The following is a 21343-nucleotide window of genomic DNA, read 5'->3' as shown; positions in this document are numbered from 1 at the left end:
AAACAGCAGCGTGCAGCCCTGCCCCAACGGATGAACATCAACGCCTCCTGCCAAAGGCCCGAGCGTCTCTCTCAATCAAGGAGATGAGGGCCAGGCGATTTTACGACAGGACCATGCGAGGTGAATGGGCGCGGAGCATGGACAGACGCCATGCTGAGACGCAAGGTGGCCTTCAACGGGCTTCCCGTCGAACGCTTTCCAAGAGGGTCTGGCTTTATCTGAGGGAAGGGCTCAGCGGCTCATCCCAGCCAGACGCGGGCGTTGCGGAACATGCGCATCCAGGGGCCGTCGTCGCCCCACTCGCGAGGCCGCCACGAGTGCTGCACGGAGCGGTGCACGCGCTCCGGATGCGGCATGGTGATGGTGAAGCGCCCATCCCGCGTCGTCAGGCCGGCGATGCCGTGCGGCGAGCCATTGGGGTTGGCCGGATACGTCTCCGCCACCCGCCCGTGGTTGTCCACCCAGCGCGTCGTCACCAGGCCCTCCCCGTTGACGCGCCCGGCGTCCTCCGCGCTGGGGAACTCCGCGCGACCCTCGCCGTGCGAGGTGACGATGAGCATCCGGCTGCCTTCCATGCCCTGGTAGAAGAGCGACGGCGTCTTCGACACCTCCACCAGGGACAGGCGCGCCTCGTACTGCTCGGAGGCGTTGCGCACGAAGCGGGGGAAGTGCTCCGCGCCTGGGATGATGTCCTTGAGCTGCGACATCATCTGGCAGCCGTTGCACACGCCCAGGCCGAAGCTGTCCGGCCGCGCGAAGAAGGCGGCGAAGGCGTCCCGCGCGCGCGGGTTGAAGAGGATGGACTTCGCCCACCCACCGCCCGCGCCCAGCACGTCGCCGTAGGAGAAGCCGCCACACGCCATCACGCCCTTGAAGCCTTCGAGCGACACCCGCCCCGACAGGATGTCGCTCATGTGGACATCCACCGCGGCGAAACCCGCCCGCGTGAAGGCCGCGGCCATCTCCTGCTGACTGTTGACGCCCTGCTCCCGCAGCACGGCCACGCGAGGACGGGCCCCCTTCGAGATGAAGGGCGCGGCCACGTCCTGGGCCGGGTCGAACGTCAGCTTCGGCGACAGGCCCGGGTCCGCCGGGTCACACCGCGCTGCGGCCTCCTGGTCCGCGCAGGTGGGGTTGTCGCGCAGCTTCTGCAGCTCGTGGCTGACGCGGGACCACGTGCGGCGCAGGGCCAACGTGTCCTCCGCCAGCAACGCGTCGCCCCCGTGGCGCACGCGCACCTGCAACGCCGTCACCGGGCGACCCAGCTCGTGGACCTCCCGCGACAAGCCCTGCTGCGCCAGCACCTCACGCACACGCGCCACGTCCGAGGCGCGCACCTGCACCACCGCGCCCAGCTCCTCGTTGAAGAGGGCCGCCGTCACGTCACCGCCCAGCGGCGCCAGGTCCACGTCCAAGCCGCAGCGGCCGGCGAAGGCCATCTCGCACAGCGTCGCCCACAGACCACCGTCGGAGCGGTCGTGGTACGCCAGCAACACGCCGTCCTCGCTGAGCGCCTGCACCGCGGCGAAGAAGCCGCGCAGCAGCGCGGGGTCCTCCACGTCCGGGCTCTCCGGCCCCACCTGCCCGTGGACATGCGCCACCACGGAGCCGCCCAGCCGCTGCTTCCCGCGCGCCAGGTCGATGAAGAGCAGCCGCGTGTCGTCCGCCACGTCCACGAGCTGCGGCGTCAGGGACTTGCGCACGTCCAGCACCGGCGCGAACGCGGAGATGATGAGCGACACCGGCGACGTCACGGCCTTGCGGGCGCCGCCCTCCTCCCAGACGGTGCGCATGGACATGGAGTCCTTGCCCACGGGGATGGTGAGGCCCAGCGCGGGGCACAGCTCCATGCCCACCGTGTGGACGGCGGCGTAGAGGCTGGCGTCCTCGCCCGGGCTGCCCGCCGCGGCCATCCAGTTGGCGGACAGCTTCACGTCGGACAGCTTGCCGATGCGGGCCGCGGCGATGTTGGTGAGCGCCTCGCCCACCGCCATGCGCGCCGAGGCCGCCGCGTCGATGAGGGCCAGCGGCGTGCGCTCGCCCATGGCCATGGCCTCACCCGTGGTGCTCGTCACGGTGGACAGCGTCACCGCGCAGTCCGCCACCGGCACCTGCCAGGGGCCCACCATCTGGTCCCGGCTGCTGAGCCCGGACACCGTGCGGTCGCCAATGGTGATGAGGAAGCTCTTGTCCGCCACCGTGGGGTGGCTCAGCACGCGCTCCGCCAGCACCGCCAGCGAGCCCACCAGCGACAGCGGCGCGAACGACACCGGGCGCGACGTCACGTCGCGGTGCATGCGCGGCGCCTTGCCGAACAGCACGTCCATGGGCAGGTCGATGGGCGCGTTGCCGAACTGCGTGTCCGTCAGCGTCAGCGTCTGCTCGGCGGTGGCGTCTCCCAGCACGGAGAAGGGCGCGCGCTCCCGCTCGCAGAGCGCGGCGAAGCGGGCCAGGTCCTCCGGCGCCACGCCCAGCACGTAGCGCTCCTGCGCCTCGTTGCACCAGATTTCCACTGGCGACATGCCCGGCTCGGCGTTGGGCACCGCGCGCAGCGCCAGGCGCCCGCCCAGGTCGTTGTCGTGCGCCAGCTCCGGCACCGCGTTGGACAAGCCGCCGGCGCCCACGTCGTGGATGGAGCGGATGGGGTTCTTGTCGCCCAGCGCCCAGCAGCTGTCGATGACCTCCTGACAGCGCCGCTCCATCTCCGCGTTGTCCCGCTGCACGGAGGCGAAGTCGAGGTCCGCCGCGCTCGCGCCCTGGGCCATGGAGGACGCCGCGCCACCGCCCAGGCCGATGAGCATCGCGGGCCCGCCCAGGACGATGAGCTTGTCGCCCGGCTGCAGGCGCCCCTTCTTCACGTGCGACGCGCGGATGTTGCCCAGGCCGCCGGCAATCATGATGGGCTTGTGGTAGCCGCGCACCTCCACGCCAGCGGGCGTGGGGACCTGCACCTCGTAGCTGCGGAAGTAGCCCGCGAGGTTCGGCCGGCCGAACTCGTTGTTGAAGGCCGCGCCGCCCAGAGGACCGTCCACCATGATGTCCAGCGCGGAGACGATGCGGTCCGGCTTGCCGTAGGGCTGCTCCCAGGGCTGCTCGAAGCCAGGGATGCGCAGGTGGCTCACGCTGAAGCCGGTGAGGCCCGCCTTGGGACGGGCGCCACGGCCGGTGGCCCCCTCATCGCGAATCTCGCCGCCCGCGCCAGTGGCGGCACCCGGGTACGGGGAGATGGCCGTCGGGTGGTTGTGCGTCTCCACCTTGATCATGATGTGGGCCGGCTCGCGCACGGAGCCCCACTCACCGGTTTCAGGGGACGGGAAGAAGCGGTCCACCTCGAAGCCTTCGATGACGGCCGCGTTGTCCTTGTACGCGCCGAGCACGCCTTCCGGGTGCTGGACGTAGGTGTTCTTGATGGCCTGGAAGAGCGAGCGCTCCCGCGGCTTTCCGTCGATGCTCCAGCTCGCGTTGAAGATCTTGTGCCGGCAGTGCTCGCTGTTGGCCTGCGCGAACATCATCAGCTCGACGTCGGTGGGGTTGCGCTTCAGCTCGGTGAAGCGCGCCACCAGGTAGTCCATCTCGTCGTCGGCCAGGGCCAGGCCCAGCTCGCGGTTGGCGGTCACCAGCGCCGCGCGGCCTCCGCCCAGCACGTCCACCGTCGTGAAGGGCCGGGGCGTGTGCCCGGCGAACAGGATGGCCGCGTCCTCCAGACGCCCCACCACCGCCTGTGTCATCCGGTCATGCAGCACCGGCTTCAGGTGCTCCAGCTCCGCGTCCCGCAGCGCCTGCCCGTCGGGGCCCGCGATGAAGAAGGCGGTGCCGCGCTCCATGCGCCGCACGCGCTCGCCCAGCCCGCAGTTGTGGGCAATGTCCGTGGCCTTGGAGGACCACGGGGAGATGGTGCCCGGCCGAGGCAGCACCAGCAGCAGACCGCCGGTGCGCGTGCCCGTGGCCACGCGGGGCCCGTAGTCGAGCAGGCGGCCCAGGGTGGCCAGGTCCGCCTCGGAGAGGGGCACCGGCGCGTCGATGAGGTGCACGAACTCCGCATAGACGGACGAAACGGAGGGCACCCGCTCGCGGCACTGGGCCAGGAGCTTGGCGAGCCTGAAGTCAGAAAGGGCCGGAGCCCCACGCAGGGTGTGCATGCTGGACATGGGTCGAATTCGTGGCTCTGGGTAACAGCGGGGCCGTCCTTATCACCGTGCGTCGGCCCGGCGCGTGAAGAGTTCACGCCGGGACGCCTGCCGGACGTGCGGCCAGGAGCCACGGTAGGTGTCAGCCGCACGTCAGAGCCTGCGCGGCGCTCGCGACAAAGCGGGAAGCACCGCCAACGGCCTCATCGGTCCCCCAGAGCCACCCCGAGCCCCAGGCTCCAGGAGAACCCATGCGCCCACGTCACGCCGGGGGGACGCAGGCCCTGGTAGAGCACCTCCGTGCTGGCGACGAAGTTCGCGCCCAGCGGCACGTGCGCGCGCAGCCCCACCGGAACACCCAGGCGCGTGCCACCGCCCTCCCACGCGCGCAGCCCCACGCCCGCGGAGGCACGCACGTCCACGCCGAAGGCGTAGCTCGGCCGCCAGGCGATGAGCGGCGGAGACAGGACCGCGAAGGCCCAGCCTCCCACGGGCCTGGAGCGAAGCGCCTCGCCGCCCTCCAACCCGCGCGTCCAGTCCACCGACAGCCCCAGGCCATGCGGCAGCGGGAGAGCGCCCCGCAGGCCCGCGACGGGCGCGGCGCCGAGCGCATCGGAATAGACTCCGCCCAGCAGCTCCAACGACAGCTCGGGCGAAGGCTGGAAGCCGCGCAGCGCGACGAACGTCGCATCCGGCGCTGTCACCTCCTCGAAACGCGCCGCCGCCCACGCCAGGAACGCGCCGGAGTACGCCACCGCCGCGGCCACGCGCGCGTCCATGAAAACCGCCGACGCTTCGGGAGGAATGCGCCGCACCCGCCCCTTCCAGCGCACCTCGCCGAGGCCAAAGGCGTTGCCCACCGGGCCATAGGCACCAAAGGCGCCCGGTGACGCCGCGTCGGGCTCGGACCAGAAGGCGCTCCAGGGCAGCGTGTCTCCCGCTTCCGTCGTCAGGGACTCGGTCCTGACGGCTTCCAACGTCTCCCGTGCGAGCGCCCGCTGCGCGTCCGTCCCGGACATCGGCGGCACCTCGCGACGCGGCATGCGGCCCAGCGAGGGGCGGGCGCCGTATCGCTCGAAGCGGTCCGTGAGCCCGTGGTTCACCGGAACGACGTGGGGCGGAGACGCCATGTCCTGGAGATGGTGGGCCAGGTGGCCGGCGCGGTCCCAGGCACGCGGCAGGTCGCCGTTGCGAGCCGCCTCCAAGGCGTCCTCCCAGAGCGCACGCACCCGCTCCTCGGAGCCTCGCCGCAGCGCGGAGGAGAGCGCCCCTTCCGGCCGATAGAAGTGGTGCCAGCCCGTCCATTTCACGTGGAGGTTCAGGTCCTCCGCGGTGGCGCCGTGCACCACGGAGCTCCGGTGGGCCGCCAGCTCGGCCTGGGCCCCCGCCGCCACCGCCGCGTCGAGCGCGGCCTCCGTCAGCGCGCGGTGGTCCTGGACCGTGAAGGCCCCCGCCCGAAGCGGGAAGGCCCCACACAGCAGCACGGCCAACAGGAATCTCCAGGGCATTGGACGGCGCATCGCAGGAGCCAGCAACCTTCGCGGGAGACAGCACGTTCCACCGGGGAACAACCGCCGCGCGGGATGCCTCCTCACCAGGCGTGCGCGCGCGCCACTATGCCGCCTCGCGCTCCGGGGCCTCCGGGGGCGGCGATTCCAACGTCGACAGATGGGCCCTGGCCAGCGCGAGGTTGTCGTTGTCCAGCGGGTGGAAGGAGGGACGCAGGTACTCCCGCAAGCCCCGCCCCAGCACGCGGAACAGCACCGGGTCCTTCCGGTGAGCGCGCCACAGCTCGCGCAGCAGGCCCGTCCACCCCAGCCCGCGCTCCTGGCGCAGCAGCATCACCGTGGCGGCGAACCACAGGACGAAGAGGGACACCCCGCCCAGCACCATGCCCAGCACGCGCAGCCCATAGCCCGGTGCCACCTTCCGCAGCACATCGAAGGCCACCGCCTTGTGCTCAATCTCCTCCGCGGCGTGCCACTCGATGAGGCTGCGCATCGCCGGGTGGCCGTCCGCGAACACGCCCAGCGTCAGCGTGTTCTCGCCCATCAGCGCCGTGTAGTGCTCCAGCGCGGCGGTGATGGACAGCCGCAGCGACGGCGGGAGCTTCGCGTCGATGACGCCCCAGAGGAACGAGTCGTACCACCGCATGAAGCGGTGGAGGTCGTAGCCCTGGGACTCCAGCAGCGCGATGTAGTCCTGGTGCTCGCGCGCGTGCTGGCCTTCCTGCGCGAAGAAGGCCTTCACCTGCGCGCGCAGCGCGGGCGTGTCCGCCAGCCGCGGCAGGTAGTGGTTGACGCTGCGCACGAAGAACCGCTCGCCCTGAGGGAAGAGCAGGTTGAGCCCGTTCCACAGGTGCGTGGTGCCAGGGCCGTTGGGGTGCCAGATGCGCGGGAAGCTCGCGTCGAAGGGGAACTGGAGGTGCGGTCGCGGCCGGATGCGTCCGGGGTCGTGGGGGGAGACCATGGGGAGCTCTCGTGACGGAAGACCAGGAAGGTTCAAGGCAGTGCCGGACGTCGCGGCCGGACCCTGCTGACGGCCTCCGCGACGAGCACGTCCCGGAAGGCCAGCAGCTTTTCGCGCGTGCCCAGGGCACCACTGCCCGCGAGCGCCGCGAAGTAGCGCTTGCGCACGCCCGAGGGCGTCGCGTGGAGGACCTCCGTCACGCAGAGGGCCACCCCGCCGCCCACGGCACACAGCGGCCGCATCGTGTTGAAGAAGAGCGGGGAGTGCCGCGCCAGCGCTTCATCATCGTCGACCTCCAAGGTGATTTTGGACAGCAGGGCATTGCCTCCCAGGGCCGCGGGCACCTGCCGCAGCAAGGGCGTGAAGGCGAAGCCGTGCGTGGTGAGCGAGGGCATCCACCACGGCAGCGCCGGTGAGTACAGCGTGGAGAAGATGTCCTCCAGCACGCCGCCGCCCCGCCGCGTCTGCTCCAGCAGGTGCGCGACGTGCGCGGGCGTCATCGGCCCTGTGCGCGTCCGCGAGGGCACCACCGCGATACCAATGCGCCGCCACTTCCGCGCCACGGTGTGCGGCGACGCGGGCAGCACCGGCACCAGCAGCGTGGGGTTGTCGACGGGGAACACGCCCTCGCCGGCCCGCTGCACCGCCTGGAGCATCGCGCAGGTGAGGTTCCGGAAGTCGAGCCCCTCCGGCAGCTCCACTCGCAGCAGCGGTGACGGCTCCTCGGGACCGGTGAGCCACTCGCCCGGCGCCGCGCGGACGTCCCGGCGCGGCAACCCCTCCGAGGCGGCCAGCGAGAGCTCGGCCATCGCGGTGCCATCCATCACCAGGTGGTCGAAGCTCAGCTCCAGGGCGCCCGTCGCCGCGTCCACGCGCGCACCGAACCAGGCGCTCGACGTCAGCAGGTGGGACGTCCAGGCGCTGTCGCCTCGCGAGGCGCGGTCCACCAGCACCTGCGGGAACAAGCCATCCCGACGTGCCTCGGCCAGCGAGCGGCTGGGCGTGCGCGCCAGCAACGCCGCCACCGCCTCATGCGTCAGCGCCGCGTCATCCAGGGACATCCGCACCACCCGGACCCCACCGTCCTCGCACGTGACGGCGGCGGTGAGGACGTCCGCGTCCTGGGCGCGCTGGCGTGCGTCGGCGCCTTCCCGGCCCAGGCGCGCCACCCAGACGTCCAGGGGCTGGTTCTGCCGGCGCACGCCGCGGCTGTCGCGGTACCAGCGCGCCACACCCGCCAGCAGCACCGGCGCCCACGCCCCGCCTTCCGTGTCCACGCCCAGCGGCTGCACCGTCACCATGATGCGGCGCGAGCGGGGCTCGGTCGTCAGGAACTGCTCCCACGTCGTCAGCGCGGGCACCACCTGGGTCGGCTGTCGCGCCGGGAACGCACGCCGCCACCCGTCGCAGAAACGCACGAGCCCGCTGATGGCGTGACGCGCCACCGGGTGCAGGTGCGGAAACTGATGCGTCAACGCCGCATGCACGCGTCCCACGACGCCAACGTCCTGGGCTTCAACCGGAAACGGGAGGGGACCGGATCCGTCCATGGCACACCTCCGGGTGGTCAACGGGGGATGACCCACGGCATTGGCTCCGTAGCCTACCGGACATGCCACCTGTACCGTCAGGCCATCGCGCGATTTCACGGACAGCCATGCTTTTTGGCCTGCCTGCGCGGGTGAAACACGACTCATGACGGCGCCCCCTCACGGAGCGCATGAGGAGGTCACGCAGCGGGCGTGGGACGCAGCGCAGCAGTCGGGGCGGAATCTTCGCGCAGCGCGCCACGTCGGCGGGTACAAATGTCTGACATTGAATGCAAGCGAGCAAGCACGCCTGCATTCATCCCAGACACCTCCTGGTATTATTTGACAGCCCGGCATTCCCGCGCGCTCCGGCGCGACGAGGTCATCTGCGGCGACCGTCAGGGCTACTGCGGATTCGACTCCATCTGCTACGTCTAGGCCGCTCGACGCGCCGTTTCGCGTCCTGGAGCCGCCATGTCACGCCTGCTCGACAGCCTTCCCCTGCTCTACCGCGACCTGCTCCCTGACTTCTTTCGGCAGGACGTTCCCGAGGAGCGCAAGGCCACCTGTTCGAACTGCGCCATGTGCCAGGACACCGCGCAGGGCGCCGTCGACTCCGTGGACGGCGTGAGCCGCATGTTCCGGCCGGACACCAAGTGCTGCACCTACTCACCGCGCCTGCCCAACTACCTGGTGGGCGCGCTGCTGTCCGATGACCGCCCCGAGCTGGCCGAGGGCCGGCGCCGCATGGAGGCGAAGGTCGCCAGCCGCGTGGGCGTCACGCCGCAGTGGGTGAAGCCGCCCGCCAAGTTCCAGTTCCTCTACAAGAACAGCCACCAGTTCTTCGGCCGGGCCGCGTCCCTGCGCTGCGGCTACTACGCCGCGGACAGCGGCGGCTGCACCATCTGGCCCTACCGCGAAGCCGTCTGCTCCACCTTCTTCTGCAAGTACGTGGCGGGCGCGGACGGCCGCAAGTTCTGGATGTCCCTCAAGACGTACCTGACGCTGGTCGAAATCCAGCTGTCGCGCTGGACGGCGCTCCAGCTCCTCCCCGACTACGTGCTGTCCGGCAGGGACCGCGCGCAGACGCAGCCCGGGCCGCTCACCGTGGAGGACCTGGATGACACCGCGCCGCCCGCCAAGGCCTACGCGGCGCTGTGGCAGGGCTACGAAGGCCTCGAGCTCGACTACTTCCGGGAGTGCTACCGCCTGGTGAAGGCGCTGCCCCCGGACGGCGTGGAGAAGCTGCTGGGCCTGGATGGCACCATCGAGCTGAAGACGCTGGAGAAGCTCCACCACACCGCCGTGGCGCCCCAGTTGCCGCGCACGCTCAAGCTCAACCCCGATGCCACCGTGCAGTGGATGCAGGACGGCAGCGTGGCCCTGGGCGCCTACAGCGAATATGACGCCGTGGCCCTGCCCGGAGAAGCCTATGGCCTGCTGGTCGACTTCACCGGGCGCGAGCCCGTGGACGCCGTGCGCCAGCACCTGCGCGAGCACAAGCAGGCGGACCTGTCCGAGGACGTCCTGCTGGAGCTGTACCGGCACCGCATCCTCGTGGAGCCGTGAGGCGGGCGTTCTGGCTACGACTGCTGGGACAGCGCGCCCAGCTCGCGCAGCATGCGCACGGAGACCTGGGCGTTGCGCCACGCGAAGACCGTCTCGGACAGGTGGTCCGCCATCCACGAGCAGAAGCCCGGGTCTCCGGCGCCCAGCCACGCGGCGGACTCGGACAGCTCCGTCTCGGCGGCTTCCCACGCGCGGCGGTAGGCGCTGGCCGCGGTCATCAGCTCGGACAGGGAGTGGGTGAACGCGTCCAGGGCCGCGCGCAGCTCCAGGGGCGCGCCCGGCTCACCCCGGCGGGAATCGCGCAGCCGCCCCAGATGAACCAGGAGCCCTTGCTCCAGCGCCGCGGCGGTCCCCAGCCGCGCCTGGGCGCCGTGGAGCAGGACCTGGAGGTCCTCGGCCAGCTCATGCAGCAGCTCCTCGTTGGAGCGCGCCACCGGGCGGCCCAGCCGCGTACACACCGCCTGCCACAGGCTGCTGTACCCCAGGAGCTCCGCCACGCCGCGGCGCACGTGGGGCGGGACGCGGTCCAGGAACTCGAGCGCGCATTGACGGGCGGACGTGGCCAGGGGGCCCGCGCCCGGTCCCGCCTTCGCGCACTTCAGCACCCGCCAGGCCCACTGGAGCGTCGTCTCCGTGGAGCGGAAGAGGGCTTCACAGCCCGCGCTCAGCGTCCCCGCGTGGCTGGCGTCCATCAGCGAGGAGGAGGAGGTCGCGGGCACGGTCCGGGCTTCCTCGCCGGCGACCTGCTCCGGGCGTGAATCACGTTCCGATGAACCGCGGTCCGGCGACATGCTCCGCCTCCCCAAACGCGACGAGCCAACCCCAGGTATCGCATGCCATGCGCGCAAGCTCCAGCACCCCGCCAGGGGAGGGTGCAGGGCGCCGCGCGAGGCCTGAGGCCGTCGCGGTTTCCGGAGCTACGAGCCGGTGTCGTGTCGCACGGCTTGAGAAAAGTCCGGCCGGGCGCCCGGAACGAGGCACCCGGCCGGCGTGCATTCGCGCGGCGCGCCCTTAATGCAGGGTGCGCTTGAGACGACTGAGCCGCTCATGCGTCCGCTTCTGCGCGGGAATCAACTCCGTCCGCACGAAGCGGCGGGCCTCGCCATGCACCTGGTCCGCGTCGCGCTGGTAGTCGGCGAGGCCATGGTCCTCGCCCTCCTCCAGCGCCTGGATGGCGGCCTTCTCGCCCAGGATGTCCGCGCCGCCCTGGACCAGCTTGGCGAAGGTGCCCCAGATGCCAGAGCCCTCCGCGGGCTCACCGCCCATTCGCAGGATGCGCTCTCGAATCTCCTCGACCCGGTGCGCGTGGTCTTGCTGGCAGTACTCCAGCGCGTCACGGGCCAGTCCGTCCGAGACGTGCCCGATTGCCTGACGATAGGTCTCCACGGCGGAGATTTCGCCGCGCAGGAACGAGTTGAGCGTCTCGACGTCCTTGTTGGTGCTCGCCATCAATGACCTCCATGGGTGACAGGTGAATGCGGCTTGCCGCAAAGGTGATGCCCGTTGCCGCAGGGGCAACGAGCGCCCGCCTCCCCGCCTCCTTCCAACGTCCACGCGGACGTTCACCCCACGGCGCCCGGCCACGCTCCCCGGACGGGCGGACGAGCGACCGTCCCCTCGGGCAGGCCCAGGCCCGCACACCCCCTGAGGAGGACCGGTTGACGCGCGCATGAGACAGCCGCTAGCGTAGGTCTTCGCGATGACGCACTCCCACACACCGACCGCCGCGCCGTTTGCCAGCCGCTGCTGTCTGTCGTGTGCCTGTTGTCGTCAGCCGGCCCTGGGTTGTTGACGCGCAGACGGGAAGCCCTTCCAAGCCTCCCTCCTCGCGCTCCTCCCGGCCCGGTCTCCTCTCCCAGGAACCGGGCCGTTTTCGTTTCCGCTCCCAGCCCCGCACCGCTCGCCCATGTCCTTTACCGCCGCCGAAGCCCGTGTCCCCCGCGCTCCCGCGCTCCTCGCCGGGTGTGATGACGCCTGTGCCACGGGCGGCGCGTGCTGTCTGTGCTGTGCGTGTCCCGAGTGTCCGTCTTCAGGCGGGCGCCGAGCATCGAGAAGCGTGTAGCGCGTCCTTCTCGAACCTTCTTGCTCGTGCGGCCCGCCCTCGAAAGAGGCGGGCCTTTTCTTTTTCCGGAGTCACCATGTCCCCCCCGCAGCCCCATGCCTCGGCCCTGCTCGCCGAAGCCTCCGATGTGAAGGACGCCCCCGCGCTGGACCTCCTCGCCTGGGCCGAGCGCCGCTTCGGCGCGCGCGCGGCCATCGCCTCCAGCTTCGGCGTGGAGGACATGGTCCTCATCGACCTGGCGCGCCAGCATGCGCCCAGCCTGCGCCTCTTCACGCTCGACACCGGACGCCTTCCCCCGGAGACCTACGAGCTCATGGAGGTGGTCCGTAAGCGCTACGGCGTCACCGTGGAGACGTACTTCCCGGAGCGCGAGCGCGTGGAGGCGCTGGAGTCCACGCAGGGCTACTTCTCCTTCCGCCAGAGCCTGGAGGCGCGCAAGGCGTGCTGCGCCATCCGCAAGGTGGAGCCCTTGTCGCGCGCGCTCGCGGGCCAACAGGCGTGGGTGACAGGGATGCGTCGTGAGCAGTCCGTCACCCGCACCGACGTGGCGACGCTGGAGGTGGACAGCGCGCATGGGCTGCTCAAGCTCAACCCGCTGGCCACGTGGAGCAGCCGGGACATCTGGGCCTACGTCCGGGCGAACGGCGTGCCCTACAACGCGCTCCATGACCGTGGCTACCCGTCCATCGGCTGCGCGCCCTGCACGCGCGCGGTGAAGCCCTACGAAGACGAGCGCGCGGGCCGCTGGTGGTGGGAGTCCGCGGAGAACCGCGAGTGCGGCCTCCACCCGGTCCGATGACGCACGCCATGCCTTCACACGCCATGGACTATCCCGTGTGCCTTCGACTCGAGGGCCGCTCCGTCCTGCTGGTGGGCGGCGGCGCCATCGCGGAGGGCCGCGCCCTCGCGGTGCTCGACGCCGGCGCGCGGCTGCGCGTCATCGCGCCGGAGGCCACTGCCACGCTGCGCCGGCTCGCAGCCGACGGACGCCTGGAGTGGCTGCCCCGTCCCTACGACGCCGACGACGTGCGCGGCCATCACCTGGTGCTCGCGGCCACGGACGACGCGGCCGTGGGACGGCAGGTGGCCATTGAAGCCCGGGCCCTGGGCCTGTGGGTCAACACCGCGGATGAACCGGCGCTGTGTGACTTCACCCTGCCCTCCGTCGGCAGGCGCGGCCCCATCACCGTCGCCGTGTCCTCCGCGGGGCGGGCCCCCGCGCTCGCCAGCCACCTGCGCAAGACGCTCACCGCCCAGGTGACGCGACACCACGTCTGGCTGGCGCGACTCAGTGGCTGGCTTCGCGAGCACCTGCCCCGAGGCGCGGCGCGCCAGCGGCTGCTGAAGCAGGTGGCGGTGGGAGACATCGGCGCGCTGCTGGAGCGAGGCGAGCGCAAGGCCGCCTGGACGCAGCTCCGCGCGGAGCTGAAGCACTTGAAGATTCCTGGAGAGACACCATGAGAGAGCAGACGAGAGGCCGCGTGTTCCTGGTCGGCGCGGGCCCGGGAGACCCAGAGCTGTTGACCTTGCGCGCCGCGCGCGTGCTCAGGGAGGCGGACACCGTCGTCCATGACCGGCTGGTCCACCCCGGGGTGCTCGAGCATGCGCGGCCCCACGCCCGGCTCATCTACGTGGGCAAGGAGGGCGGCGGCGACTCCGTGAGCCAGGAGGAGATTCACGCCGTCCTCATCGCCCAGGCGCTGCTGGGGCGCCGCGTGGTGCGGCTCAAGGGCGGGGACTCCTTCGTCTTCGGCCGCGGCGGCGAGGAGGCGCTCGCGCTGGAAGAAGCGGGCATCCCCTATGAAGTCGTGCCCGGCCTCACCGCCGGGACGGCCGTGCCCGCGGCGGCGGCCATCCCCGTCACGCACCGAGGCGTCTCCGGCGCGGTGACGTTCGCCACCGCGTACCGGGGCGGCAGCGCGCCGGACTGGGACTTCCTGGCGAAGGCCCAGACGCTGGTCCTCTACATGGCGGGGAGCCGGCTGGAGGAGACAGTGCGCGCGCTGGAGGGCGCGGGGCGCTCCGCGGCCACTCCGGCCGCCGTGGTGGAGGCGGGGACCTGGGAGCATCAACGGGTGGTGGAGGCGCCGCTGAGCCACATCGCCCAGGCGGTGACGCGGGACGGGCTCGGCTCGCCGTCGCTGCTCATCGTGGGCGAGGTCGTCTCGCTGCGCGCGCGTCTGCCTTCACTGGTGGCGCAGGGAACCCCGGAGCATGGACACGCGCCAGCGCGCGTGGCGGAGGGCGGTCATGAGTGAGAACACGTTCGCGCGGGCGTCGCACCTGTCGGAGCTGGAAGCGGAGAGCATCCACATCCTCCGGGAGACGGTGGCCGAGTTCGCCAACCCGGTGATGCTCTACAGCATCGGCAAGGACTCCCAGGTCCTGCTGCACCTGGCGCGCAAGGCCTTCCACCCCGCGCCCCTGCCCTTCCCGCTGCTCCACGTGGACACCACCTGGAAGTTCCGGGACATGTACGCGTTCCGGGACGCCTTCGTGGCGCGCCACGGCCTGCGCCTCATCGTCCACCAGAACCAGCGCGCGCTGGCCGAGGGCATCAACCCCTTCGACCACGGCAGCCAGAAGTACACCCATGCGATGAAGACGCAGTCGCTGCTGGAGGCGCTGGCGAAGCATGGCTTCGACGCGGCCTTCGGTGGCGCGCGGCGCGACGAGGAGAAGTCCCGGGCCAAGGAGCGGGTGTTCTCCTTCCGGGACAGGCATGGCCAGTGGGACCCGCGCCGCCAGCGGCCGGAGGTGTGGAACCTCTTCAACGGCCGCGTCGACGCGGGCGAGAGCATGCGCGTCTTCCCGCTGTCCAACTGGACGGAGCTGGACGTGTGGCACTACGTGCTGCGCGAGCGCATCCCCGTGGTGCCGCTCTACTTCGCGGCGGAGCGCCCGGTGATTGACCGGGGCGGCACGCTGCTCATGGTGGATGACGAGCGCATGCGGCTACGGCCCGGCGAGAAACCCGAACTCCGGCGCGTGCGGTTCCGAACGCTGGGCTGCTACCCGCTCAGCGGAGCCATCGAGTCCTCCGCCACCACGGTGGAGACCGTCATCCACGAGATGGTGAACGCCCGCCAGTCCGAGCGGCAGGGCCGGCTCATCGACCACGACGAAGAGGGCTCCATGGAGCTCAAGAAGCGCGAGGGCTACTTCTAATGGACACCGGCTTGCAGCAACTGCTCGACCAGCACTCCACCCGGGAGCTGCTCCGGCTCGTCGTGGTCGGCTCCGTGGATGACGGGAAGTCCACCCTCATCGGCAGGCTCCTCTACGAGTGCGACGGGCTCTTCGAGGACCAGATTGCCGCCGTGCGGAAGGCCAGCGCGAAGCGGACCGCCGCCGCCGTGTCCGTGCCCTCCGAGGTGCTGGCCCAGGGCCTGAAGGCTGCGGCCGGCGCCGACGAGGAGGCGCTGGACTTCTCCCTCTTCACGGACGGCCTGCGCGCCGAGCGCGAGCAGGGCATCACCATTGACGTCGCCTACCGCTACCTGAGCACCGCGCGGCGCAAGGTCATCGTCGCGGACACGCCGGGCCACATCCAGTACACGCGCAACATGGCCACCGGCGCCTCCACGGCGGACGCGGCGGTCATCCTGGTGGATGCGCGGCTGGGCGTGCTGCCGCAGACGCGCCGCCACGCGTACATCGCCTCGCTGCTGGGCATCCCCTACCTGGCCGTGGCGGTGAACAAGATGGACCTCACGGGCTTCGACCGGGACGCCTTCGAGCGCATCGGCACCGAGCTGGTGGCCTTCGCCCACGCGCTCGGCTTCGAGGGCGTGCGGCTCTTCCCCGTCAGCGCCAGCCGGGGGGACAACATCACCAAGCCCAGCGCCCGCACCCCCTGGCACGAAGGCGGCACGCTGCTCGCGTGGCTGGAGTCGCTGCCCCACCAGCGACGGCAGGACGACGCGCCCTTCCGCTTCCCCGTCCAGTACGTGCTCCGGCCCCACCAGGACTACCGGGGGCTTGCGGGACAGATTGCCTCCGGCACCGTCCGCGTCGGCGATGAAATCCAGGTCCATCCATCCGGGCGGCGCACGCGCGTGGCGGGCATCGACACCTTCGATGGACCGCTGGAGGAGGCCGCGTCCCCCGCGTCCGTCACGCTGAGACTCGCGGACGAAGTGGACGCCAGCCGAGGCGACCTGCTGGCCCACGTGGACCAGCCGCCGCTGTCGCTCCACCAGCTCGACGCGATGCTCGTGTGGTTCGGGGAGCAGCCGCTGGACTGCTCGCGCCGCTACCTGGTGAAGCAGGCCTCGCGCACGGCGCCCGCGCACATCGAACGGGTGCTGTGGCGCAAGGAGCTGGCGGACCTGTCCGAGCAACCCGCCGATTCCCTGTCACTCAACGACATCGGCCGGGTGCGGGTGGTGTGCCGTCGGTCGCTGCTGACGGACGCGTACCGCGACAACCGCCGCACGGGCGCCTTCATCGTCATCGACGCGCTCACCCACGACACGGTGGGCGCGGGCATGGTCCTGGGGCCGGTGGAGGACTCCGCGCGGGGCGACGTGACGTCCTCGCTCGTCACGCAGCCCGAGCGGCGGGGACGACTGGGTCAGCCCGGCGCCATCGTCCTGCTGCCCGCCACGCCGGACGCGGGCTCACGCGCCTTCCAGTTGGAGCGCCGGCTGTTCGACCTGGGCTGGCATGTCGCCACCGCCCCCGGTGACGTGGAGGTGGCGCTGGCGCTCGCGGCGGCGGGACTGGTGGCCCTGGTCCACAGCGACACGCCCCAGACACGCCGGGCCCTGCGCGAAGAGGCCCGCGATGCCGGCACCGCGTGGCTGGAGCTGGAAGCCAGCGAAGACCTGGAGCAACACCTCGGCCACATCCTCACCCTCCGGGGGGCCGCACGATGAGCGCATCCCCTGCCGCCCAGGCGCCCCCGTTCATCAACGCGCTGCTGGGTGAGGACAAGAGCGCCCTGCTGCTCAAGCTCGTGGAGGGGCTGGACACCTCCGCCCTGCACTGGCTGAGCGGCTACACCGCGGGACTGGCCGGCCGTGCGCCCCAGGCCACCGTCATCCCCGTGACGCCCGCGCCCGTGGCCGCGCCCGCCGTTCCCCTCACCATCATCTACGGGACGCAGACGGGAAACAGCCGCCTTTTGGCCGAGCGCCTCAAGCACCAGGTGGAGTCCGCCGGGCTCGCCGCGCGGCTGTTCCGGGCCAGCGACTATCCGGTGCGAGCGCTGGCCAAGGAGACGCTGCTCTGCGTGGTCATCAGTACCCAGGGAGACGGCGACCCGCCGGACGATGCACGCGGCTTCTGTGAGTTCATCCTCGGCAAGCGCGCGCCTCGCATGGAGGGGCTGCGCTACGCCGTGCTCGGGCTGGGAGACTCCAGCTACCCGCGCTTCTGCGAAGTGGGCCGGCTGCTCGACGCCCGCTTCGCGGAGCTGGGCGCCAGCCGGCTGCTGGAGCGCGCCGACTGCGACGTGGACTTCGAGCCCGTGGCCACGGGCTGGCTCGACCAGGCCTTCACCCTGGCGCGCGAAGTGTTGACTCCGCGGGCGGCGGAGACGGCCACCGTCGTGCCGCTGCGGGAGCCACACGCCGCGCCCGCATTCACCAAGGAAGCGCCCTACACCGCGGAGGTGCTGCTCAACCAGCGCATCACCGCGCGCGGCGCGCTCAAGGACGTGCGGCACCTGGAGCTGTCGCTCGCGGGCTCCGGGCTGGAATACGCCCCTGGCGACGCGCTGGGGGTGTGGCCCCACAATCCGCCGGAGCTGGTGGCGTCCTTCCTGTCGGAGCTGCGCCTCGACGGCGAAGCGCCTGTCACTCGCGAGGGCCGCACGCTCCCGCTGGTGCGCTGGCTGAGCGACGCGCTGGAAATCACCAGGCTCAACCGCCCCTTCCTGGAGCGACACGCCAGGCTGTCCGGCAGTTCGGCGCTGCGCGAAGTGCTCGAGCCGGGCCGCGCCGAGGCCTTCCGCGCGCTGCTGGCGGGGCATCAGGTCATCGACGTGCTCCGCGCCCACAAGGCCACCTGGGACGCCACCGAGCTGGTCCAGGCCCTTCGCCGGCTCACGCCCCGGCTGTACTCGATTGCCTCCAGCTCCAAGCGCGTGGGTGAAGAGGCGCACCTCACGGTGGCGGTGGTGGACTATACGGCCTTCGACCTCCGGCACTTCGGCGCCGCGTCGTACCACCTGGCCACGCGCGCGGCCGGCACCGACGCCGTCCGCGTCTTCATCGAGCCGAACGAGCGCTTCCGGCTGCCGGAGGACGGCGACAAGGACGTGCTGATGATTGGCCCAGGCACCGGCGTGGCGCCCTTCCGGGCCTTCGTCCAGGAGCGCGCGGAGACCGGGGCGAAGGGCCGCAACTGGCTCTTCTTCGGTGAGCAGCACTTCCGCACCCAGTTCCTCTACCAGACGGAGTGGCAGGAGGCGCTGAAGAAGCAGACGCTGCACCGGCTGTCGCTCGCCTTCTCGCGGGACCGCGCGCAGAAGGTCTACGTGCAGCACCGGCTGCGTGAGTCCGGACGTGACGTCTACGAATGGCTCGAAGGCGGCGCCCACCTCTACGTCTGCGGCGACGCCCAGCGCATGGCCCCCGATGTCCACGAGGCGCTGGTGGACGTCGTCTCCACCCACGGTGGCACGAGCCGCGAGGACGCGCACGCCTGGCTGGAGTCCCTGCGCGAGCAGCGGCGCTACCTGCGCGACGTCTACTGACCCATTTGCGATTGCGAGCAACGACATGAGCCATCAGCCCAAACCGCTCTCCGAAGTGGAGCACATCAAGACCCAGAGCCGACTGCTCCGGGGAAGCCTGGCGGAGAGCCTGGAGGACCCGGTGACGGGCGGCCTCGCCACGCCGGACACCAGCCTCATCAAGTTCCACGGCAGCTATCAGCAGGACGACCGCGACCTGCGCGAGGAGCGGCGCCAGCAGAAGCTGGAGCCCGACTACAGCTTCATGCTCCGCACCCGCCTGCCCGGAGGCGTGTGCACGCCGGCCCAGTGGCTGGCGATGGACGCCCTGGCGCGCGAGCACGCCAACCACACGCTGCGCATCACCACGCGGCAGGCCTTCCAACTGCACGGCATCATCAAGGACGACCTCCGGCCCACCATCGCCCGCATCAACGAAGCGATGATGGACACGCTGGCCGCCTGCGGCGATGTGAATCGCAACGTGCTGTGCAACCCCAACCCGGTGGACTCACGCGTCCACGAGACGGTGTACCAGTGGGCGGTGCGCCTCTCCGAGCACCTGCTGCCGAAGACGCGCGCCTACTACGAAATCTGGCTGGGCAAGGAGAAGGTGGCCGGCGGTGAGGACGAGCCCATCTACGGCCCCACCTACCTGCCTCGGAAGTTCAAGGCCGCAGTGGCCGTTCCGCCCCTCAACGACGTGGATGTCTTCGCGCAGGACCTGGGCTTCATCGCCATCATCGAGGGCGACGCGCTCGTGGGCTTCAACGTCTCCGTGGGCGGCGGCATGGGCGCCACGCACGGTGACGCGGCCACCTATCCCCGGCTGGCGGATGTCGTCGGCTTCATCTCGCCGGAGCAGACGCTCGCCGTCGCCGAGGAGGTGGTGAAGATTCACCGCGACTTCGGGGACCGCACGAACCGCAAGCACGCGCGCCTGAAGTACGTCCTGGAGGAGCGCGGCGTGCCCTGGTTCACGGCGGAGTTGGAGAAGCGGCTCGGCTTCGCGCTCCAGCCAGCGCGCCCGTTCGCCTTCGAGCACAACGGAGACCGCTTCGGGTGGACGGAAGGCCATGACGGCCAGTGGCACCTGACGCTGCACCTGGACAGCGGCCGCGTGGCGGACCGGCCCGGCGCCACGCACCTGACGGGCCTGCGGGAGATCGCGCGCATCCACACCGGGGACTTCCGCCTCACGGCGAACCAGAACCTCGTCATCGCCGGTGTGACACCCGAGGCTCGCGAGGCCATCGACGCACGGGTGACTGCGCACGCGCTGGACAGCTTCCGCAGCGCCAGCCCCGTGCGCCGCAACGCGCTGGCCTGCGTGGCGCTGCCGACGTGCGGGCTCGCCATGGCGGAGGCGGAGCGCTACCTGCCCGCCTTCGTGGGGCGTATGGAGGACCGGCTGCGGGCCCATGGCCTCCAGGACGCGAACCTGCTGCTCCGCATCACCGGGTGCCCCAACGGCTGCGCGAGACCGTACCTGGCGGAGGTGGGGCTCGTGGGCAAGGCGCCCGGTCGCTACAACCTGCACCTGGGCGGCGATGCGCGAGGCCAGCGCCTCAACCGCCTCTACCGGGAGAACATCGACGAGGACGCCATCCTCGCGGCGCTGGAGCCCTTGTTCGAAGGCTACGCGCGCGAGCGACAGCCCGGTGAGGGCTTCGGTGACTTCGTGGTGCGCGCAGGCCACGTCCCCAGCCCCTCCGCCCAGGCGCGGCCGTCCTGAGCCAGCGCGGGCGGCGAGCCGTGCTCAGCCGCCCGCGTCCCGCACCGCCGTGAGGAGCAGGTCGTACTTGCCGCCCAGGAACGTGCGGAAGCCGTGCTGGTGCAGGTAACGGCGGTAGAAGGACAGGTCCTTCACCAGCAGCGACAGGTCGGGCTCGCGCAGGTTCCGCACCCGCGCGCCATAGACGACCTCGCCATCCCGGAAGCGGGAGTTGGGAAAGCCCAGCAGCAGCGCCGAGCGCGGCTCCAGGTGCTCCTGCACGAGCTTGCGCAGCAGCGCATGGTCATCCACGCCGGGGCTCTGCAGCGTGCCCACGGACACCACCAGGTGGAAGCACCCCAGCTCCTCCGGCAGCGCGTTGAGGTCCGCGACGACGAAGCGGTGCCGCGCATCGGGGAAGCGGGCGCGTGCCTCTTCAATGGCGCTGGCGCTGTGGTCCACCCCCACGAAGCGCACGTCCGGGTTCTCTTCGAGCCACGAGAACGCCGCCAGCTCATCCCCGCGATTGACGCCCAGGTCGAGCACGCGGGCGGACGCCGGCAACCGGATGCGCCCGAGCGCTTCGAGCCAGGGCAACAAGAAGCCCGCGTCCTCCAGCTTGCGCAGGCGAGCGAACGCGGACGCCGCGCCGTAGCGCTCTTGCGGTGATACCGCTTCATCCTCCATGCCTCCCGCGTGCCAGGGCGCCTCGGGCCCCAGCCGCTCGAAGGTCAGCGCGATGTGCGTCGCATCCACCGCGCGAGGCGTGAGCAGCCGGCACGCGAGCCCCTCCGCCAGGTCACACCAGCTGCGCAGGGGCCGATGGAGCAGCGCGCCAGACGGACCCACGCGCTCGCCGGGGTAGCAGCCCCTGCCCAAGTCCGGGTCTGGCACCTCGATGGTGACGGGCCCGGCACCGAGCGACGCCAGCAAATGCCGCTGGATGTGGATCAGGGACTCGGCATGGAAGCGGCGCGGGTGCGCGGCGGACTCGGTGGGGCTCGACATGATGGCGCGGAGCCTATCGCGGCATCTGTCCTGTTCCGTGGCTTCCGCGCCGTGCACAATCTCCCTCCCATTGAAGGCCCGCTCCGCCGAGGTATTCCATGCATCGGTTCCGCACCCCTTCCGCCCTGCTCGCCGCCGTCGCCCTCCTGGGCTGTCAGTCCAACAAAGAGGACAAGCCGGCCC

General features: G+C 71.2%; 15 protein-coding genes. 8 read left to right on the top strand and 7 right to left on the bottom strand.

Annotated features, from left to right (window positions below):
- Positions 1-239: 239 nt before the first annotated feature.
- From purL to G4D87_RS12530, 4 genes are all read right to left on the bottom strand, one after another.
- Positions 240-4148 carry a phosphoribosylformylglycinamidine synthase gene (purL, locus tag G4D87_RS12545; protein WP_163782250.1) on the bottom strand — a complete coding sequence of 1303 codons (3909 nt, stop codon included), beginning with the start codon at positions 4146-4148 and terminating at the stop codon, positions 240-242.
- 182 nt (positions 4149-4330) lie between these two features.
- Positions 4331-5611 carry a phospholipase C/P1 nuclease family protein gene (locus G4D87_RS12540; protein ID WP_240358216.1) on the bottom strand — a complete coding sequence of 427 codons (1281 nt, stop codon included), beginning with the start codon at positions 5609-5611 and terminating at the stop codon, positions 4331-4333.
- Between the two features lie 130 nt (positions 5612-5741).
- Positions 5742-6596: a metal-dependent hydrolase gene (locus G4D87_RS12535; RefSeq protein ID WP_163782246.1), complete on the bottom strand. Its 855-nt coding sequence runs from the start codon at positions 6594-6596 to the stop codon at positions 5742-5744.
- Positions 6597-6628: 32 nt separating this feature from the next.
- Positions 6629-8092, bottom strand: coding sequence for a hypothetical protein (locus G4D87_RS12530; RefSeq protein WP_240358215.1), 1464 nt, complete (start codon positions 8090-8092; stop codon positions 6629-6631).
- Positions 8093-8599: 507 nt separating this feature from the next.
- Between G4D87_RS12530 and G4D87_RS12525 the strand changes: the two genes are divergently transcribed.
- Positions 8600-9694, top strand: a complete 1095-nt coding sequence (locus G4D87_RS12525; protein ID WP_163782242.1) for a hypothetical protein — start codon at positions 8600-8602, stop codon at positions 9692-9694.
- 14 nt (positions 9695-9708) lie between these two features.
- Here G4D87_RS12525 and G4D87_RS12520 read toward each other — a convergent pair whose 3' ends face one another.
- Positions 9709-10413 carry a hypothetical protein gene (locus G4D87_RS12520; protein ID WP_240358214.1) on the bottom strand — a complete coding sequence of 235 codons (705 nt, stop codon included), beginning with the start codon at positions 10411-10413 and terminating at the stop codon, positions 9709-9711.
- Between the two features lie 292 nt (positions 10414-10705).
- Positions 10706-11143 (bottom strand): DUF2383 domain-containing protein, encoded by a 438-nt coding sequence (locus tag G4D87_RS12515; RefSeq protein ID WP_163782238.1) that lies wholly within the window; start codon positions 11141-11143, stop codon positions 10706-10708.
- A 689-nt stretch (positions 11144-11832) separates the two neighbouring features.
- Between G4D87_RS12515 and G4D87_RS12510 the strand changes: the two genes are divergently transcribed.
- The 7 genes from G4D87_RS12510 to cysI are packed head-to-tail and all read left to right on the top strand — an operon-like array spanning position 11833 to position 20173.
- On the top strand, positions 11833-12555 hold the full coding sequence (locus G4D87_RS12510; RefSeq protein WP_163782237.1) for a phosphoadenylyl-sulfate reductase: 723 nt from the start codon (positions 11833-11835) through the stop codon (positions 12553-12555).
- Positions 12552-13217, top strand: coding sequence for a precorrin-2 dehydrogenase/sirohydrochlorin ferrochelatase family protein (locus tag G4D87_RS12505; protein ID WP_163782235.1), 666 nt, complete (start codon positions 12552-12554; stop codon positions 13215-13217). Before G4D87_RS12510 ends, G4D87_RS12505 begins: the two co-directional genes overlap by 4 nt.
- Positions 13214-14014 (top strand): uroporphyrinogen-III C-methyltransferase, encoded by an 801-nt coding sequence (cobA, locus tag G4D87_RS12500; protein ID WP_163782233.1) that lies wholly within the window; start codon positions 13214-13216, stop codon positions 14012-14014. The genes G4D87_RS12505 and cobA overlap by 4 nt, the downstream gene beginning before the upstream one ends.
- On the top strand, positions 14007-14924 hold the full coding sequence (gene cysD / locus G4D87_RS12495; RefSeq protein WP_163782231.1) for a sulfate adenylyltransferase subunit CysD: 918 nt from the start codon (positions 14007-14009) through the stop codon (positions 14922-14924). The genes cobA and cysD overlap by 8 nt, the downstream gene beginning before the upstream one ends.
- Positions 14924-16636: a sulfate adenylyltransferase subunit 1 gene (locus tag G4D87_RS12490; RefSeq protein WP_163782229.1), complete on the top strand. Its 1713-nt coding sequence runs from the start codon at positions 14924-14926 to the stop codon at positions 16634-16636. Before cysD ends, G4D87_RS12490 begins: the two co-directional genes overlap by 1 nt.
- On the top strand, positions 16633-18459 hold the full coding sequence (locus G4D87_RS12485) for an assimilatory sulfite reductase (NADPH) flavoprotein subunit (protein WP_163782227.1): 1827 nt from the start codon (positions 16633-16635) through the stop codon (positions 18457-18459). The genes G4D87_RS12490 and G4D87_RS12485 overlap by 4 nt, the downstream gene beginning before the upstream one ends.
- 25 nt (positions 18460-18484) lie before the next feature.
- On the top strand, positions 18485-20173 hold the full coding sequence (cysI, locus tag G4D87_RS12480; protein ID WP_163782225.1) for an assimilatory sulfite reductase (NADPH) hemoprotein subunit: 1689 nt from the start codon (positions 18485-18487) through the stop codon (positions 20171-20173).
- Between the two features lie 24 nt (positions 20174-20197).
- Here cysI and G4D87_RS12475 read toward each other — a convergent pair whose 3' ends face one another.
- Positions 20198-21160, bottom strand: coding sequence for a class I SAM-dependent methyltransferase (locus tag G4D87_RS12475; RefSeq protein ID WP_205507560.1), 963 nt, complete (start codon positions 21158-21160; stop codon positions 20198-20200).
- Between the last annotated feature and the right edge of the window lie 183 nt (positions 21161-21343).

This window comes from Myxococcus vastator (assembly GCF_010894475.1).
GTDB classification, from domain to species: Bacteria; Myxococcota; Myxococcia; order Myxococcales; family Myxococcaceae; genus Myxococcus; species Myxococcus vastator.
This window is presented reverse-complemented; position numbering and strand designations above follow the sequence as displayed.